General features: G+C 68.4%; 14 protein-coding genes and 1 pseudogene. 6 read left to right on the forward strand and 9 right to left on the reverse strand.

Annotated elements, in window-relative coordinates:
- Positions 1 to 69: 69 nt before the first annotated feature.
- Together ACSX1D_RS00875 and ACSX1D_RS00880 are read right to left on the reverse strand one after the other, a co-directional pair.
- A complete protein-coding gene (locus ACSX1D_RS00875) occupies positions 70 to 456 on the reverse strand; it encodes a PaaI family thioesterase (RefSeq protein ID WP_439860578.1) in 387 nt (128 codons plus the stop codon).
- Positions 457 to 459: 3 nt separating this feature from the next.
- Entirely contained in the window at positions 460 to 2,787 is a 2,328-nt protein-coding gene (locus tag ACSX1D_RS00880) for a Tex family protein (protein ID WP_439860579.1), read from the reverse strand.
- Between the two features lie 223 nt (positions 2,788 to 3,010).
- Here ACSX1D_RS00880 and ompR point away from each other — a divergent pair, with 223 nt between their 5' ends.
- A complete protein-coding gene (gene ompR, locus ACSX1D_RS00885) occupies positions 3,011 to 3,745 on the forward strand; it encodes an osmolarity response regulator transcription factor OmpR (protein WP_439860580.1) in 735 nt (244 codons plus the stop codon).
- 58 nt (positions 3,746 to 3,803) lie between these two features.
- Positions 3,804 to 5,117, forward strand: a complete 1,314-nt coding sequence (locus ACSX1D_RS00890) for an ATP-binding protein (protein WP_208707943.1) — start codon at positions 3,804 to 3,806, stop codon at positions 5,115 to 5,117.
- 37 nt (positions 5,118 to 5,154) lie between these two features.
- On the opposite strand, the gene rimK is transcribed toward ACSX1D_RS00890, so the two are convergent.
- Entirely contained in the window at positions 5,155 to 6,060 is a 906-nt protein-coding gene (gene rimK / locus ACSX1D_RS00895; protein ID WP_208707944.1) for a 30S ribosomal protein S6--L-glutamate ligase, read from the reverse strand.
- Positions 6,057 to 6,524: a retropepsin-like aspartic endopeptidase RimB gene (rimB, locus tag ACSX1D_RS00900; protein ID WP_208707945.1), complete on the reverse strand. Its 468-nt coding sequence runs from the start codon at positions 6,522 to 6,524 to the stop codon at positions 6,057 to 6,059. Before rimB ends, rimK begins: the two co-directional genes overlap by 4 nt.
- Positions 6,525 to 6,639: 115 nt before the next feature.
- On the opposite strand from rimB, the gene ACSX1D_RS00905 reads away from it, so the two are divergent.
- Complete coding sequence (locus ACSX1D_RS00905; RefSeq protein WP_439860581.1) at positions 6,640 to 7,038, forward strand: RNA-binding S4 domain-containing protein; 399 nt, start codon at positions 6,640 to 6,642, stop codon at positions 7,036 to 7,038.
- Here the strand turns inward: ACSX1D_RS00905 and ACSX1D_RS00910 are convergent.
- Positions 7,026 to 7,856 carry a phosphatase PAP2 family protein gene (locus ACSX1D_RS00910; protein ID WP_439860582.1) on the reverse strand — a complete coding sequence of 277 codons (831 nt, stop codon included), beginning with the start codon at positions 7,854 to 7,856 and terminating at the stop codon, positions 7,026 to 7,028. The genes ACSX1D_RS00905 and ACSX1D_RS00910 overlap by 13 nt on opposite strands.
- 97 nt (positions 7,857 to 7,953) lie before the next feature.
- Between ACSX1D_RS00910 and hslO the strand changes: the two genes are divergently transcribed.
- The 3 genes and pseudogenes from hslO (at position 7,954) to ACSX1D_RS00925 (ending at position 12,589) form a co-directional block, all read left to right on the forward strand.
- Positions 7,954 to 8,847, forward strand: a complete 894-nt coding sequence (gene hslO / locus ACSX1D_RS00915) for an Hsp33 family molecular chaperone HslO (RefSeq protein WP_439860583.1) — start codon at positions 7,954 to 7,956, stop codon at positions 8,845 to 8,847.
- Between the two features lie 158 nt (positions 8,848 to 9,005).
- On the forward strand, positions 9,006 to 10,547 hold the full coding sequence (locus tag ACSX1D_RS00920) for a phosphoenolpyruvate carboxykinase (protein WP_439860584.1): 1,542 nt from the start codon (positions 9,006 to 9,008) through the stop codon (positions 10,545 to 10,547).
- A gap of 93 nt (positions 10,548 to 10,640) precedes the next feature.
- Positions 10,641 to 12,589 (forward strand): annotated as a pseudogene (locus ACSX1D_RS00925) (RecQ family ATP-dependent DNA helicase).
- On the opposite strand, the gene ACSX1D_RS00930 reads toward ACSX1D_RS00925, so the two are convergent.
- From ACSX1D_RS00930 to ACSX1D_RS00945, 4 genes are read right to left on the reverse strand one after another with little or no spacing between them, the layout of a single operon-like run.
- Positions 12,586 to 13,203, reverse strand: a complete 618-nt coding sequence (locus ACSX1D_RS00930; RefSeq protein WP_439860585.1) for an ABC-type transport auxiliary lipoprotein family protein — start codon at positions 13,201 to 13,203, stop codon at positions 12,586 to 12,588. The pseudogene ACSX1D_RS00925 and the gene ACSX1D_RS00930 overlap by 4 nt on opposite strands.
- Positions 13,200 to 14,117 (reverse strand): MlaD family protein, encoded by a 918-nt coding sequence (locus tag ACSX1D_RS00935; RefSeq protein WP_439860586.1) that lies wholly within the window; start codon positions 14,115 to 14,117, stop codon positions 13,200 to 13,202. Before ACSX1D_RS00935 ends, ACSX1D_RS00930 begins: the two co-directional genes overlap by 4 nt.
- A complete protein-coding gene (locus tag ACSX1D_RS00940) occupies positions 14,118 to 14,906 on the reverse strand; it encodes an ABC transporter ATP-binding protein (protein ID WP_439860587.1) in 789 nt (262 codons plus the stop codon).
- Complete coding sequence (locus tag ACSX1D_RS00945; protein WP_439862246.1) at positions 14,903 to 16,006, reverse strand: MlaE family lipid ABC transporter permease subunit; 1,104 nt, start codon at positions 16,004 to 16,006, stop codon at positions 14,903 to 14,905. Before ACSX1D_RS00945 ends, ACSX1D_RS00940 begins: the two co-directional genes overlap by 4 nt.
- Positions 16,007 to 16,221: the final 215 nt, after the last annotated feature.

Below are 16,221 nucleotides of genomic sequence, written 5' to 3' on the forward strand. Positions count from 1 at the left end.
CCAGGCGAAGGTCGCTTGCGCCTCAGCGACCCGCTTCTCGCCCCGATCCATCCCGGCCCCAGGTGCGGCTCATTTGCAGATGAAGGTGGCCTGGGCCGTGGCGACCAGTTTGTCGCCCTGCTGCACCCGCGCCTCCAGCACATGCACCTTGCGCCCGGCATTGAGCACGCGGGCGTTGCAGATGATTTCGCCTTCTTCGACCGCGCGGATGTAGTTGACCTTGCACTCCAGGGTCATGCTGCCGGCCTGGCCACCGAACAGGCTGTGGCTGGCCTGGCCGAGCGCGGTGTCGATCAGCGAGAACAGCGCGCCGCCGTGCATGCGCCCGTGCAGGTTGAGCAGGTGATCCTGCATACTCATGCGCACCTGGGATTCACCGTTCTCGGCCTTGTCGATGGTCATGCCGAGCAGCTTGCTGAACGCGCTGTCCTGGCCGACCGGGGAGCTGGTGCTCATGGCTTACTTCCTCAATTGCTTGGCGTTGGCGAACAGCGCGGCCATGGCGTTGTTGCCCTCGGCCGGCTTGTCCTGGCTGGAATGGCGCTCGCTGCGCGGGGTGTTGCCACGCTTGCCGCCACCGCGGGATTGCCCGCCACGCGTCCCGTCGACCTTCTCGCCGGGGGTGTCGCCCATGCGCATGGACAGGGCGATGCGGTTGCGCGGGATGTCCACCTCCATCACCTTGACCTTGACCACGTCGCCGGCCTTGACCGCCTCGTGCGGGTCCTTGATGAACTTCTCCGACAGCGCCGAGATGTGCACCAGACCGTCCTGGTGCACGCCGATGTCGACGAAGGCGCCGAAGTTGGTGACGTTGGTCACCACGCCCTCGAGGATCATTCCCAGTTCGAGGTCCTTGAGGGTCTCGACGCCTTCCTGGAACGCGGCGGTCTTGAACTCCGGGCGCGGGTCGCGGCCGGGCTTCTCCAGCTCGGCGAGGATGTCGCCGATGGTCACCAGGCCGAAGCGCTCGTCGGTGAACTGCTTGGGGTCGAGGCGCTTGAGGAAGGCCGCATCGCCGATCAGCGAGCGGATGTCGCGGCCGGTGTCGGCGGCGATGCGCTGCACCAGCGGATAGGTTTCCGGGTGCACCGCCGAGGCGTCCAGCGGGTTGTCGCCGTTCATCACACGGAGGAAGCCGGCGGCCTGTTCGAAGGTCTTCTCGCCCAAGCGCGAGACCTTCTTCAGTTCGTCGCGGGTCTTGAACGCGCCGTTGGCGTCGCGGTGCGCGACGATGTTCTGCGCCAGGGTCGCGTTGAGCCCGGAGATGCGCGCCAGCAGGGCGGCGGAAGCGGTGTTGACGTCGACGCCGACGGCGTTCACGCAGTCCTCCACCACGGCATCGAGGCTGCGCGCCAGCTTGAGCTGGGAGACGTCGTGCTGGTACTGGCCGACGCCGATGGATTTCGGGTCGATCTTCACCAACTCGGCCAGCGGGTCCTGCAGGCGGCGGGCAATGGACACCGCGCCGCGCAGCGAGACATCCATGTCCGGAAATTCTCTGGCGGCCAGCTCCGAGGCGGAGTACACCGAGGCGCCGGCTTCACTGACCATCACTTTGGTCAGCTTGAGGCCCGGCAGTTTTTTGATCAGATCGGCGGCCAGCTTGTCGGTCTCGCGGCTCGCAGTACCGTTGCCGATCGAGATCAGGTCGACGGCGTGCTTGGCGCACAGCTTGGCGAGGACCGCCAGGGTGCCGTCCCAGTCATTGCGCGGTGCATGGGGATACACGGTGGCGGTTTCCAGTACCTTGCCGGTGGCATCCACGACCGCCACCTTGCAGCCGGTGCGCAGACCCGGGTCCAGCGCCAGGGTGGCGCGCGGGCCGGCCGGGGCGGCCAGCAGCAGGTCGTGCAGGTTGCGCGCAAAGACGTTGATGGCTTCGTCTTCAGCCGCTTCGCGCAGCTCGCCGAGCAGGTCGGTTTCCAGGTGGGTGTAGAGCTTGACCTTCCAGGTCCAGCGCACCACCTCGCCCAGCCACTTGTCGGCGGCGCGGCCGCGCTGCTCGAGGCCGAAGCGTTCGGCGATCATCACCTCGCACGGATGCAGGGTGCCGGGCAGTTCTTCGCCGACCTTCAGGCTGGCGCTGAGGATGCCCTCGTTGCGCCCGCGGAAGATCGCCAGGGCGCGGTGCGACGGCGCGCTCTTGAGCGGCTCGTCGTGTTCGAAGTAGTCGCGGAACTTGGCGCCTTCCTCTTCCTTGCCGGCCACCACCCGGGCGCTGAGGGTGGCGTGGTCCTTGAGGAAGCTGCGCAGGCTGCTGAGCAGGGTGGCGTCCTCGGCGAAGCGCTCCATGAGGATGTACTTGGCGCCTTCCAGCACCGCCTTGACGTCGGCGAAGCCCTTCTCCGCGTCGACAAAGCGTGCGGCTTCCTGGTCCGGGGTCAGGCTCGGGTCGTTGAACAGCGCATCGGCCAGTTCGCCGAGACCGGCTTCCAGGGCGATCTGGCCCTTGGTGCGGCGCTTCTGCTTGTACGGCAGGTAGAGGTCTTCGAGGCGGGTCTTGGTGTCGGCCAGGTTGATTTCGCGGGCCAGTTCCGGGGTCAGCTTGCCCTGCTCCTCGATGCTGGCGAGGATGCTGGCGCGGCGATCGTCCAGTTCGCGCAGGTAACGCAGGCGCTCTTCCAGATGGCGCAGCTGGGTGTCGTCCAGGCTGCCGGTGACTTCCTTGCGGTAGCGGGCGATGAAGGGCACGGTCGAGCCTTCGTCGAGCAGCGCCACGGCGGCGGCGACCTGTTGCGGGCGCACGCCCAGTTCTTCGGCGATGCGGTTGTTGATGCTGTCCATATAGAGCTACCCACACTGAAACGAAAAACCGGCCACGCAGACCACGGGCCAGACAAGAAGCGGCGCATTATAAACACCGCCCGCCAGGCTGCTGGGAACCGTTCGGGGAAAAATCTGCTAACAATGGCCGGCCCGCCGCGCCCGGTGGCTGAGCCATAATGCCGAGCATGCAAGCTGTTTGCGCCTTCCACGGGCCAGACAGATCCCCGGTCAAGGAGCCTCTATGAGCAGCACCGCCCCCTCCCTTGAAGGCGAGAAAATCCTCGTCGTCGACGACGACGCCCGCCTGCGTCGCCTGCTCGAGCGCTTCTTCGACGAGCAGGGCTATCGGGTGCGCACGGTGGAGAACGTCGAGCAGATGGACCGCCTGCTGTCGCGCGAGCTGTTCAACCTGGTGGTGCTCGACCTGATGCTCCCCGGCGAGGACGGCCTGTCCGCCTGCCGCCGCCTGCGCGAGAGCAACAACCAGGTGCCGATCATCATGCTTACCGCCAAGGGTGACGAGGCCAGCCGCATCCAGGGCCTGGAGCTGGGCGCCGACGACTACCTGGCTAAGCCGTTCAACCCGCGCGAGCTGCTGGCGCGGATCAAGGCCGTGCTGCGCCGCCAGGCGCCGGTGGTGCCGGGCGCGCCGGGCAGCGAGGACGAGACGGTGAGCTTCGGCGACTACCAGCTGTCGCTGGCCACCCGCGAGCTGAAGAAGGGCGAGCAGGTGCACATGCTCACCACCGGCGAGTTCGCAGTGCTCAAGGCCCTGGTGCAGCATGCCCGCGAGCCGCTGACCCGCGACAAGCTGATGAACCTGGCCCGCGGCCGCGAGTGGGACGCCCTGGAGCGCTCCATCGACGTGCAGATCTCGCGCCTGCGCCGGCTGATCGAGCCGGACCCGTCCAAGCCGCGCTATATCCAGACCGTCTGGGGCGTCGGCTATGTCTTCGTTCCGGACGGTAACAAGTAGTGCCGGGCGCTCCCTACCTTTGCGTTGCGGGCCGCCGTCAGGCGGTCGTCGAACAGCCATGAAGACCCCGCTATGGTTCCCGCAAAGCTTCTTCGCCCGCACGCTCTGGCTGGTGCTGGTGGTCGTGCTGTTTTCCAAGGCGCTGACCCTGGTCTACCTGATGATGAACGAGGACGTGCTGGTCGACCGCCAGTACAGCCACGGCGCGGCGCTGACCCTGCGCGCCTACTGGGCGGCCGACCCGGAGGATCGCCAGACCATCGCCCGCGCCGCCGGACTCAAGCGGGTGGCCGAGCATCGGGTGCCGGCCAGCGAGCAGCACTGGCCCTACAGCGAGATCTTCCAGCGCCAGATGCAGGCCGAACTGGGCCCGGATACCGAGGTGCGGGTGCGTGCCAAGAGTCCGCCGGCGCTCTGGGTGCGGGCGCCGGCGCTGGGCGAGGACTGGCTGCGGGTGCCGCTGTATCCGCATCCGCTGCGCGGCCAGCGGATCTGGAGCGTGCTCGGTTGGTTCCTCGGCATCGGCCTGCTGTCCACCGCCGCGGCCTGGATCTTCGTGCGCCAGCTCAGCGCGCCGCTCAAACGCCTGGTGTTCGCCGCCCGGCAGATCGGCCAGGGGCGCAGCGTGCGCCTGCCGGTGAGCGACACACCGAGCGAAATGACCGAGGTCTACCGCGCCTTCAACCAGATGGCCGAGGATGTCGAGCAGGCGGCGCGCGAGCGTGAGCTGATGCTCGCCGGGGTGTCCCACGACCTGCGCACGCCCCTGACCCGCCTGCGCCTGTCCATGGAGTTCCTCAACAGCGACTCGGAGCTGACCGACGACATGGTCCGCGACATCGAGGACATGGATGCGATTCTCGACCAGTTCCTTGCCTTCATCCGTGACGGGCGCGACGAGCCCCTGGAAGAGATCGACCTGCGCGAGCTGATCCGCGAGGTGGTCGCACCCTACAACCAGCAGCGGGAGCTGGTGCGCCTGTGCCTGGAGCCGCTGCCGGTGATTCCCGTGCGCCGGGTGTCGATCAAGCGCCTGCTGGTCAACCTGATCGAAAACGCCCTGCGCTACGGCGGCGATGCGGTGGAGGTGGCCGCCTCGCTGTCCGGCACGCACAACGCGCCCTACGTGGTGCTGAGCGTGCTCGACCGTGGCACGGGCATCGATCCGGCGGAACTGAGCAGCATCTTCAATCCCTTCATCCGCGGCGACCGTGCCCGCGGTGGCCAGGGCGCCGGGCTCGGCCTGGCCATCGTCAAGCGCATCGCCGCCCTGCACGGCGGCAGCGTCGAGCTGCGCAACCGCTCCGGCGGCGGCCTGGAAGCGCGGGTGTGCCTGCCGCTGGGCCTGCTGCTGCCGCGCGACGCGGCGTGAGCGCCGGCAGAGTGCGGCAGCGACCCTGGAGGCGGGGCTAGCCGCGGCCCTTGGTGCGGGTAAGGTGCGGCATGGCGGTCTTCTCCATGTACTCGATGATCATCCCGGCGACGTCCTTGCTGGTGGTGGTCTCGATGCCCTCCAGGCCTGGGGAGGAGTTCACCTCCATCACCAGGGGGCCGTGATGGGAGCGCAGGATGTCCACCCCGGCGACCGACAGACCCATGACCTTGGCCGCGCGCAGGGCGGTCATGCGCTCCTCCGGGGTGATCTTGATCAGGCTGGCCTCGCCGCCACGGTGCAGGTTGGAGCGGAACTCGCCCGGCTTGGCCTGGCGCTTGATCGCCGCGATGACCTTGTCGCCGACCACGAAGCAGCGGATGTCGGCGCCGCCGGCCTCCTTGATGTACTCCTGCACCATGATGTTCTGCTTGAGGCCCATGAAGGCCTCGATCACCGACTCGGCGGCCTTCTGGGTTTCACACATGACCACGCCGATGCCCTGGGTGCCCTCCAGCACCTTGATGATCAGCGGTGCGCCGTTGACCATCTGGATCAGGTCGGGAATGTCGTCCGGCGAGTGGGCGAAGCCGGTTACCGGCAGGCCGATGCCCTTGCGCGAGAGCAGCTGCAGCGAGCGCAGCTTGTCGCGCGAGCGGGTGATGGCCACCGACTCGTTGAGCGGGAATACCCCCATCATCTCGAACTGGCGCAGCACCGCGCAGCCGTAGAAGGTCACGGAGGCGCCGATGCGCGGAATCACCGCGTCGAAGCCTTCCAGCGGCTGGCCGCGATAGTGGATCTGCGGCTTGTGGCTGGCGATGTTCATGTAGGCGCGCAGGGTGTCGATCACCACCATCTCGTGGCCGCGCTGCTGCCCGGCTTCGACCAGGCGGCGAGTGGAATAGAGGCGCGGGTTGCGCGACAGGACAGCGATTTTCATGGGGCACCCGGAAGGTCGAGAAGCGAGGGTTTGTCTTGAACATAGGTCAGCGCCGGGTTGACCACCAGCTGGCCGTCGATCAGCGCCTTGGAGCCGAGCAGCACGCGGTAGCGCATGGTCTTGCGGCAGGTCAGGGTGAATTCCACCGGCCAGTGGCGGTCGCCGAGGATCAGCAGGGTACGGATCGTGTAGCGGCTCTGCACGTGGCCGGTGGAGCTCTTGATCCGCTTGACCGCCACCAGCGGCGCCTCGCAGCGATGGCGCCGCTGCACCAGGGTGCCGAGGTGCGCGGTGAAGCGCACCCAGTCGGCGCCGTCGCGCTCGAACGGCTGGATGTCGCTGGCGTGCAGGCAGGAAGTGCTGGCGCCGGTGTCGATCTTCGCGCGCAGGCCGACCATGCCCAGTTCCGGCAGGTTGATCCATTCGCGCAGGCCGATCACGCTGAGATGGTCGAAGGTCTTCACACTGGGCAGATTCCGTTGGGCCTGACTGGCCTATGGTCCCGGCATTCTAGTTGTGCCCCGGGACAACTGCATCAGGCAGAATCGTGGCTTGGCAGCATTTTTTATCGAGAGAGCGATGAGCGAGAAAGATGACGACAAGGTGCGCCTGGACAAGTGGCTGTGGGCGGCGCGCTTCTACAAGACCCGCGCCCTGGCCAAGGCGGCGATCGAGGGCGGCAAGGTGCATTGTCGGGGCGAACGCTGCAAGCCGAGCAAGGAACCGAAGGTCGGCGATGAGCTGCAGATCCGCAGCGGCTTCGACGAGCGCACCGTGGTGATTCAGGCGCTGTCGGCGGTGCGGCGGGGGGCGCCGCAGGCCCAGGAGCTGTACACCGAGACCGCCGACAGCCTTGCCCGCCGCGAACTGGCCGCGGCGCAGCGCAAGGCCGGCGCCCTGGGCGTGCAGACCGATGGTCGGCCGACCAAGAAGCAGCGCCGCCAGCTGCACCAGTTTCGCGGCAGTCAGGACGACTGAGGCGCGCCCGACTGTGGCGTGTGCTGCGGCGAAACCACCTGCAATCGGTTGATCAGCGGCAGCCGTTGCAGCGGCGCCCATAGCGGCTGACAGGCCCATTCCAGGCCCCTGGCGATATGCCCGGCGAGCGGCGTGCAGTAGCCCCAGGCGAAGCTGATCAGGGCGATGAACAGCCCGCCGACCGCCACGTCCACCAGCCAGTGGGCGCCGGCGACCAGGCGCGGCAGCATGAACAGCACCACCAGTGTCAGGCTCACCGCCAGCTTCCAGCCGCGGCTGAACAGGGCCATGAACAGGCCCCAGAGCAGCAGCACCGAGGCATGATCGCCGGGGAAGCTGCGGCTGGAGCGGTCCTTGAGTTCGAACAGGCGCTCCAGCTCGGGGAAGGCGCCGCTCAGATGGAAGCTGCCAGGCACCTGCATCGAGGGGCTTTCGTGCTGCCAGCCGAGCAGGGCGACCAGCTTGCTGAACACCACGCGCACCACCAGCAGCACCAGCAGCAGGGCAATGAAGGTGAACAGCGCCGGGCGCAACTCGCCTGCGCGGAACGCCCAGCGCGTGTGCAGGAGCAGGCTGAGCATCAGGCCGCCGATCAAGGCGTCGCTGGGGCGCAGGCTGGTCAAGGCCCAGAACCAGTCCCATAGCGGGTAGTGATTGAGCGAGCCATTGAGGCTCTGGAACAGCCACAGGTCGGCGGCGTCCCACAGGGCGCGGGTGGCTGGCAGCAACCAGCTGGCGAGCAAGGCGGCGGCCAGCAGGTTGAGGCCGAGCAGGGCCGGCCATCGCCAAGTGGCTTGGATACGGTTGTCTTTATTCATAGAATGTCGCTCCTTAATCTTCCCTGATCGTAATGGCGCCGCGCTTTATATAGATGCAGCGTCATTTTGTCATCTGCTGTTCACATCTGGTTGCCCCATGCACGATTTCGATCACACCCAGCGTTTCCTGTTCGACGATACCGATGTCCGCGGCGAGCTGGTCGGCCTGGGCGCGAGCTACCAGCATGTGCTGGCCAAGCACCCCTATCCGCAGCCGGTCGCCCAGCTGCTCGGCGAATTGCTGGCCGCGGCCTCGCTGCTGATCGGCACCCTGAAGTTCGACGGCCTGCTGGTGCTGCAGGCGCGCGCGTCCGGGGCGGTGCCGCTGCTGATGGTCGAGTGCTCCAGCGATGGCGAGTTGCGCGGCATCGCCCGCTACCACGCCGAGCAGGTGGCCGGCGATGCCGGGCTGGTCGAGCTGATGCCCGATGGCGTGCTGGCGATCACCGTCGACCCGAAGAATGGCCAGCGCTACCAGGGCATCGTCGATCTGGAAGGCGCCACCCTGGCCGACTGCCTGACCAACTACTTCGCCACCTCGGAGCAGCTGCCCACGCGCTTCTGGCTGTGCGCCGACGGTCAGCGCGCCCGCGGTCTGCTGCTGCAGCAGCTGCCGGCCGACCGCCTGAAGGAAGCCGAGGCCCGCGAGGCCAGCTGGCAGCACCTGGTGACCCTGGCCAGCACCCTGACCACCGAGGAACTGCTCGGCCTGGACAACGAAACCCTGCTGCACCGCCTGTATCACGAGGAGGCGCTGCGCCTGTTCGAGCCGCGCCAGCTGTGCTTCCGTTGCAGCTGTTCGCGCGAGCGCTCGGCCCGGGCGCTGATCAGCCTGGGGCAGGCCGACGCCGAGTTGCTGCTCAGCGAGCATGCCGGGCGGGTGGTGATCGACTGCCAGTTCTGCAACCAGCAGTACGGCTTCGATGCCGCCGATGTCGCCCAGCTGTTCGCCGGCGGCGGCAGCGAGGAGCCCTCGGATACCCGCCACTGAGACGATAGCGGGCGCCTATCGGCCCGCTTGGCGGATCGGGTACTGCCAAGGAATGTGCTTTCTGGCATACTCCCGCGACTTTTTATCGCTGTAGTAGTGCGCAAACCTTTACTACAAAACGTTTGGAAGACTCGGCCCGCGGGCCGACGGGGACTCACATGACGCAAGCCAACAACGCCGTGTACACCGACATCAGCGCCGCCCAACTGGTCGAAGAAGCCCTCCGTCGCGGCGAAGGCGAACTGGCCGCCAACGGTTCTCTGGTGGTCCGCACCGGCCAGCGCACCGGCCGCTCGCCGGCCGACCGCTTCATCGTCCAGGAGCCGAGCAGCGAGGCGAAGATCGCCTGGGGCCCGATCAACCGGCCATTCCCGGCGGACAAGTTCGATGCCCTGTGGGACCGCGTGCAGGCCTTCTCCGATGCCCAGGACAGCTTCGTCTCTCACGTCCACGTAGGCTCCGCCGAGGCCCACTACCTGCCGGTCAAGATGACCACCGCCACCGCCTGGCAGAACCTGTTCGGCCGCTGCCTGTTCATCGAGCCGGAGACCTACAATTCGTCGGCCAAGGCCGAGTGGCAGATCCTCAACGTCGCCAACTTCGAGTGCGTGCCCGAGCGCGACGGCACCAACTCCGACGGCTGCGTGATCATCAATTTCGCCGCCAGGAAGGTACTGATCGCCGGCATGCGCTACGCCGGTGAGATGAAGAAGGCCATGTTCAGCGTGCAGAACTTCCTGCTGCCTGAGGCCGACGTGCTGCCGATGCACTGCGCGGCCAATATCGGCGAAGACGGCGACGTCACCCTGTTCTTCGGCCTGTCCGGCACCGGCAAGACCACCCTGTCGGCGGACGAGTCGCGCTACCTGATCGGCGACGACGAGCACGGCTGGGGCGAGGGCGTGGTGTTCAACATCGAGGGCGGTTGCTACGCCAAGTGCATCGACCTGTCGGAGAAGAACGAGCCGGTGATCTGGAAGGCCATCCAGTTCGGCGCCGTGCTGGAGAACGTGGTGCTCGATGAGCAGCGCAACCCGGACTACGCCGACGACAGCCTGACTCAGAACAGCCGCGCGGCCTACCCGCTGAGCCATGTCGAGAAGCGCAGCGAGCGCAACCTCGGCGGCGAGCCGAACGCGGTGATCTTCCTCACCTGCGACCTCACCGGGGTGCTGCCGCCGGTGTCGATCCTCGACGAAGAGCAGGCCGCCTACCACTTCCTGTCCGGCTACACCGCGCTGGTCGGCTCCACCGAAATGGGCTCGGGCAGCGGCATCAAGTCGACCTTCTCCACCTGCTTCGGCGCGCCGTTCTTCCCGCGCCCGGCCGGCGAGTACGCCGAGCTGCTGATCAAGCGCATCCGCGGCTTCGGCTCCAAGGTCTACCTGGTCAACACCGGCTGGACCGGCGGCGGCTATGGCGTCGGCAAGCGTTTCAACATCCCCACCACCCGCGGGGTGATCGCCGCCATCCAGAGCGGCGCGCTGATCGGCACCGAGACCGAGCACCTGCCGATCATCAACCTCAACGTGCCGAAGTCGGTGCCGGGCGTCGAGACCAATCTGCTCAACCCGCGCAACACCTGGGCCGACCAGAACGCCTACGACGAGGCCGCCAAGGCCCTGGCCAAGTTGTTCATCGACAACTTCCAGAAATTCGAGGTCAGCGACGCGATCAAGAACGCCGGCCCGCAGCTCTAAGCCGGGCCCGGTCCATGAAAGCCGCCTGCGGGCGGCTTTTTTCATGGCCGCCACGGGCCATGTTCCATGCTAGGAATCCAGGAGTGACAGTTGGTGTTCGACACGCTCAAGGATGTATTCGGCTACGACGGTTTGCGCCCCGGCCAGGCGGCAGCGATCGGCGCGGTGCTGGCCGGGCGCTCGGCGGCGGCGATCTTTCCCACCGGCTCCGGCAAGTCGCTGTGCTACCAGCTGCCGGCCCTGCATCTGCCGCACCTGACCCTGGTGGTGTCGCCGCTGCTGGCGCTGATGCAGGACCAGCTGGCCTTTCTCGCCCGTCACGGCATCAATGCCGCCAGCATCGACTCGGCGCAGAGTCGCGAGCAGACCGCCGAGGTGATGGAGCGCGCCCGCTCCGGCGAGCTGAAGATCCTGATGATCTCGGTGGAGCGCCTGAAGAACGAGCGCTTCCGTAACTTCATCGGCCAGGTGCCGATCTCCCTGCTGGTGGTCGACGAGGCTCACTGCATCTCCGAGTGGGGCCACAACTTCCGCCCGGACTACCTCAAGTTGCCCGACTACCAGCGCCAGTTCGCCATTCCCCAGGTGCTGCTGCTGACCGCCACCGCCACGCCGCAGGTGGTGGCCGACATGCAGCGCAAGTTCACCATCGCGGCGGCGGACGTGATCACCACCGGCTTCTACCGGGCCAATCTCAACCTGCTGGTCGAGCCGGTGCGCGGCGACGACAAGCGCCGCCGCCTGGTCGAATGGCTGGCGCCCCGGGCCGGGCCGGGCAGCCGAGCATCGTCTACGTGACTCAGCAGAAGAGCGCCGAGCAGATCGCCGAGCACCTGAGCCGGCACGGCATCGCGGCCAGCGCCTACCACGCCGGCATGGCTCACGAGCAGCGCGAGGCGATCCAGCGCCGCTTCATGGCCGGCCAGGACAGCTGCATCGTCGCCACCATCGCCTTCGGCATGGGCATCGACAAGAGTGACATCCGCAATGTGGTGCACTTCGACCTGCCCAAGTCGATCGAGAACTACAGCCAGGAGATCGGCCGTGCCGGGCGCGACGGCCGCCCCTCGGACTGCCTGGTGCTGGCCAATCGCGACAGTCTCAGCCTGCTGGAGAACTTCGTCTACGGCGACACCCCGGAGCTCGCGGGCATCCTGCGGGTGCTCGAGGAGCTGCTGGGCGCCGCGCAGGATGGCCAGTGGGAGCTGATGCTCGGTGCCCTCAGCGAGCAGAGCAACATCCGCCCGCTGCCGCTCAAGACCCTGCTGGTGCAGCTGGAGCTGCGCGGCATCATCGCCCCGCGCTACGCCTATTTCGCCGAGTACCGTTTCAAGTACCTGATCGAGCCGCAGGCCCTGCTGGACCGCTTCGACGGCGAGCGCCGGCAGTTCGTCGAGGCCCTGGTCGCCAGCGCGGCGCGCGCACGGACCTGGTGCACCCTGGACTTCGAGGCGCTGTATCAGCGGCACCGCGCCGAGCGCAGCCGGGTGGTCAAGGCGCTGGACTATTTTCAGGAACAGGGCTGGATCGAGCTGGAGAGCAAGCAGATGACCGAGGTCTATGCGCTGCTCGACCCGCACTTCGACCCGCAGGCGCTGGGCGCCGAGCTGCATCGGTATTTCCGCCAGCAGGAGGGCAGCGAGATCGCCCGCATCCACGCCATGCTGGCGCTGTTCGAGAGCGCGCAGTGCCTGAGCCGGCGCCTGGCCGACTACTTCGGCGACGAGCAGGCGCCGCAGCGCTGCGGCCACTGTTCCGTATGCGCCGGGCGGGTCGCCCGGCTGCCGCAGCCGCCGGATCTGCCGGCGCTGGCCGGGCAGGACCTCGAGCGGCTGTGTGGCGATTTCATCCAGCGCCACCGCCAGGCCCGCGGCGAGGCGCCCAGCGGCGAATGCCTGACGCGCTTTCTCTGTGGCGTCAGCGCGCCGCTGCTGACCAAGCTCAAGGCGCGCAGCCTGCCCGGCTTCGCCGCGCTGCAGGCCTACCCCTACGCGACGGTGCGCGACTGGGTGCGGGACGGGCTGCAGTCGGCTGCCGACTAATCCCGGGCGCGGGTGGCCTGGCCCTGTTCCAGGGTCCACTGCACCAGTTGCGCGGTCAGCCGGTCCGCGGCCGCGCCGAGGGCGCTCACCATCGCCGCTACCGAGCGCCCGGACGCCGCCTGGCGCACCTCGAAACGGCGGCTGGCGAGGATGCGCCGGCTGCCGCCCTGCACCAGGCGCGCCTCCAGGCGGATGTGGGCCTCGGGCCGCTCGCCCTGGTATTCGCCGTGGAAGGCCCGCAGGTCGCTGTCCAGCAGCAGGTCGGCGCGCAGGCCGCTGCTGTCGCTGCTCAGCGCGGCCAGGCGGCCGTCGTCGCGAAAGCCATCGAGCAGCCGGTCGCGCAGCAGCAGGCTGGCGCGGTCGACCCAGCGCGCGCCCTGGTAGGCGCTGAGGCGGTCGCCCTGGGGCCGCACGGCGATCCGCGTGCTGTCGAGCAGGGCGCTGGCGCTGGGCGTGTTGACCCGCAGCGCCCAGTCGTTGCGCACCCCGGCGTGCGCCTGGCTGGGCAGGACGCTGGCCGGCAGGCGATAGAGGTCCAGCGGTTCGCTCTCCGGCAGTACCGAGCAGGCGCCGAGCAGGCCGCCCAGCAGCAGGGTGCCCAGCAGCCGGCTCATGGCTGGAACTCCTGTAGCCGCTCGCCGCGCAGCAGGAAGCCGGCGGGGTCCTGCTCCAGGCGGCGGGAGAACGAGCGCAGCGCGCCGAGGGTGTCGCGCAGCTCGTGGATGGCCGGGCCCAGCTCGCCGAGGCCTTGCAGGCCGCTGTCGAGCGCCTCGCGATTGTCGCCGAGCAGGCGCTCGAGGTTCCGGCTGCTGCGCTCCAGCGAGGCCATCAGCCGCTCGGTGTTGGCCAGGGTCTGGCGGCCCGGGCCGTCCAGCAGCTGGTTGGCGCTGCGCATCAGCTTGGCCGTTTCCTGGCTGGCGGCGCCGAACTCTTGCAGGGTCAGGCGCAACTGGTCGCGGCGCTCGGCGACGCTGGCGGTGGTCCGTTCCAGGTGTTCGAGGGTGCGCGACACGCGCTCGATATTGGCGTCGGAGAGCAGTCGGTCGGCGCGCTTGAGCAGGCCGCCGAGGCTCAGCAGCAGGTCGTCGCCATTGCTCATCAGCTGTGCCAGTACCGAGCGTTCGGCGATGATCCGCGGCGGCTGCTCGCCATCGCCCAGGAGCCTGGGGCTCTGCGGCGTGCCGCCGAGCAACTGGATCACCGCGATGCCGGTGATGCCGGTGATCGTCAGGCGCGCGCGGGTGTCCTGCTTGATCGGTGCCTGGCTGAGCACGCGAATGCGCGCGTGCACCTTGCGCGGGTCCTCGGGGTCGAGCTCGAGGCTGGCCACCTCGCCGATGGTGATGCCGCTGTATTGCACCGCGCTGCCCTTGGACAGGCCGCTGACGGTCTCGTCGAAGACCACCACGTAGTCGCTGAGCGCCTGGTCGACCGTGGACTTGTTCAGCCATAGGGCGAACAGCAGCGCGGCGGCGAGGCTCAGCACGGCGAACAGGCCGATCAGCACATGGTGGGCGCGCGGTTCCATTCAAGGACTCCCCGGCGCGCCGGCGGCGGCCCGTTCGGCCGCGCGTCCACGCGGGCCGTGAAAGTAGTCGCGAATCCACGGGTCGTCGAAGGCGGCGACCCGCTCCAGGCGGTCGGCCACCAGCACCCGCTGCCGCGCCAGCACCGCCACCCGGTCGCACAGGCTGTAGAGCACGTCGAGGTCGTGGGTGACCAGCAGCACGCTCAGCCCCAGGGCATCGCGCAGGGTGCGCAGCAGCTGGTCGAAGGCGCCGGCGCCGATCGGGTCGAGGCCCGAGGTCGGCTCATCGAGAAACAGGATCTCCGGGTCCATGGCCAGGGCGCGGGCCAGGGCGGCGCGCTTGACCATGCCGCCGGACAGTTCGCCCGGGTACTTGCCGCCGGCCTCCAGCGGCAGGCCGACCAGCGCCAGCTTGACCCGGGCCAGGCGCTCGGCCGCCGGACGGGGCAGGCCGGCATGCTCGATCAGCGGCAGGGCGATGTTCTCGGTCACCGTCAGCGAGGAGAACAGCGCGCCGCGCTGGAACAGCACGCCGAAACGCCGCTCCATGCGCGCCCGCCGGGCTGGCGGCAGATTCAACAGGTCCTCACCGAACACGCGGATCTGACCGGAAGTGGGCTGGCGCAGGCCGAGGATGCTGCGCAGCAGCACCGACTTGCCGGTGCCCGAGCCGCCGACCACGCCGAGCACCTCGCCGCGCAGCAGCTGCAGGTGCAGGTTCTGGTGCACCACCTGGGCACCGAAGCGGTTGCACAGGTCGTGCACCTCGATGATCGGCTCGGCGCTCACCAGCCCATCTCCATCAGGAACAGCGCGACCACGGCGTCCAGCACGATCACCACGAAGATCGACTGGACCACGCTGGAGGTGGTGCGCTCGCCCACCGACTGGGTGCTGCCGGTGACCTTGAAGCCTTCCAGGCAGCCGATCACCGCGATCAGGAAGGCGAACAGCGGCGCCTTGGCCATGCCCACCAGGAAGTGCCGCACGGCGATGTTCTCCTGCAGGATGGCCAGGTACATGCTTGGCGTGATGTCCAGGCTCAGGGCGCAGACCACGGCGCCGCCGAGGATGCCGCTGAGCATGGCGACGAAGGTCAGGATCGGCAGGGCGATCAGCAGCGCCAGCACCCGTGGCAGCACCAGCAACTCCAGGGGGCTGAGGCCGAGGGCGCGGATCGCGTCGATCTCCTCGTTGGCCAGCATCGAGCCGATCTGCGCGGTGAAGGCGCTGGCCGTGCGGCCGGCCATGAGGATCGCGGTGAGCAGCACGCCGAACTCGCGCAGGAAGGAGAAGGCCACCAGGTTGACCGTATAGAGGGTCGCGCCGTAACCGGCGAGCACGGTGGCGCCGAGGAAGGCCACCACGGCGCCGACCAGGAAGGTCAGCAGGGCGACGATGGGCAGCGCGTTGAGCCCGCTGTGCTCCAGGTGCACGACCAGCGAGGTGACGCGCCAGCGACGTGGGCGGCACAGGGTGGCGAACAGGGTGGCCAGGGTCAGACCGATGAAACCGAGCAGTGCTCCGCTCTGCCGCCACAGCCCCTCGAGGGCCGCGCCTATGGTGCCGAGCAGCTCGAGCAGGGTCGAGGGCCGCCGCGCCGGCTGCCCGCCCGCCACGCCGGCCATGGCCTGGCACACCACCTGCAGCAGGGCGCGGCGCTCCTCGGGCAGTCCCGGCTCGCGGGCCGCCAGTTCGGCCAGGCGCTGGCTGCCGAGCAGCTCGACCAGCAACGCCGCGCCGGCGGTGTCGAGCGCGCCCAGTCCGCCCAGCTCGACCGCCGCGGCGTCCGGCAGGCTGCCGCGCAGCGCCTGCACCTGGGCTTGCAGCGCGGTGTAATGGGCCAGGGTCCAGTCGCCGCCTATCTGCAGGCCCGGTGCGGCATGCATGGCGCGCGACTGGCACGGGGTGATGTACGGGGTGGTGCTCATAGCCCCAAGCTTAGTTCGCGGTGTTGACCTGCGACGGTTCGACTCTATGGGTAGCGCCTTAGGCATGGCGCTTGGTTTGCGCCGGTGAGTCCTGCGCTCACCCGATTGGGGGGGCTTTGCCGGCGGCGGCGGGTCGGCTATCCTGCGCGACGTGCGTCACAAATCGGCCTGCT

Origin of the sequence: Pseudomonas sp. MBLB4136, from assembly GCF_051904765.1 — a bacterium.
Taxonomy (GTDB): Bacteria; Pseudomonadota; Gammaproteobacteria; order Pseudomonadales; family Pseudomonadaceae; genus Aquipseudomonas.